Raw genomic sequence first — 1,177 nt, forward strand, 5'->3', positions numbered from 1 at the left:
ATCAGACCCTGATCGAACGCCTCGGCCTGCGCCGTTAATCCACCGGACGAGGAGTAGAACAACGTGGCAAAAGTAACCAAGTCATTCCAGTACGGTAGTCACGAAGTCACACTGGAGACGGGCGAAATTGCCCGCCAGGCGTCCGGTGCGGTCATGGCCAGCATGGGCGGCACCGTGGTGCTCGTCACCGCTGTGGCTGCGACCAAGCAAAAGGAAGGGCAGGATTTCTTCCCGCTCACCGTCGATTACGTTGAAAAGTTCTACTCCGCCGGGCGCATTCCGGGCGGCTTCTTCAAGCGCGAAGGCCGTCCGACCGAGAAGGAGACGCTGACCTCGCGTCTGATCGATCGTCCGGTGCGTCCATTGTTCCCGGAAGACTTCAAGAACGAAGTGCAGGTCATCGCGCAGGTCGTGTCGCTCAACCCCGAGGTTGATGGCGACATCGTCGCGCTGCTCGGCGCGTCCGCTGCGCTGAGCCTGGCCGGTATCCCGTTCAAGGGTCCGATCGGCGCTGCCCGCGTCGGTTACGCCAACGGTCAGTACCTGCTGAACCCGTCGCATACCGAGCTGAAGACCTCCGAGCTGGACCTTGTCGTCGCCGGTACCGCCGGTGCCGTGCTGATGGTCGAGTCCGAAGCGAAGCTGCTGTCCGAAGACGTCATGCTGGGCGCGGTGATGTTCGGTCACCAGCAGATGCAGATCGCGATTCGCGCGATCGCCGAGCTGGCCGCCGAAGCCGCCAAGCCGTCATGGGACTGGCAGCCGCCGGCCCGTAACGAGTCGCTGGTCGCCGCCATCAAGGGTGCCGTCGGCAACAAGCTGGACGAAGCGTTCCAGGTCCGCGACAAGCTGCAGCGCCGTGACGCGATTTCCGCCGTCAAGGCTGACGTGCTGGGTGAGCTGAAGGCACAGGCTGAAGCGAATGCCTGGCACTCTGCCGACCTCTCGAAGGAATTCGGCGAGCTCGAATATCACACCATGCGCGACAGCGTGCTGAAGACCAAGGTGCGTATCGACGGCCGTCAGCTGGATGACGTCCGTGCGATCAATGTGCGCGTTGGCGTGCTGCCGCGTACCCACGGTTCGGCGCTGTTCACCCGCGGCGAGACGCAGGCACTGGTTGTAGTCACGCTCGGCACGACGCGCGATGCGCAGATCATCGATGCGCCGGAAGGCG

Annotated in this window: 1 protein-coding gene; it reads left to right on the forward strand. The window is 63.6% G+C overall.

What is annotated here, in order from left to right; all coding sequences use genetic code 11:
• Nucleotides 1–63: 63 nt before the first annotated feature.
• A partial coding sequence (locus tag GSQ77_RS28995; protein ID WP_158907606.1) for a polyribonucleotide nucleotidyltransferase occupies nucleotides 64–1,177 on the forward strand: 1,114 nt, incomplete at its 3' end.

The sequence above is a fragment of the Burkholderia sp. L27(2015) genome, assembly GCF_009765705.1.
Classification (GTDB): domain Bacteria; phylum Pseudomonadota; class Gammaproteobacteria; order Burkholderiales; family Burkholderiaceae; genus LMUX01.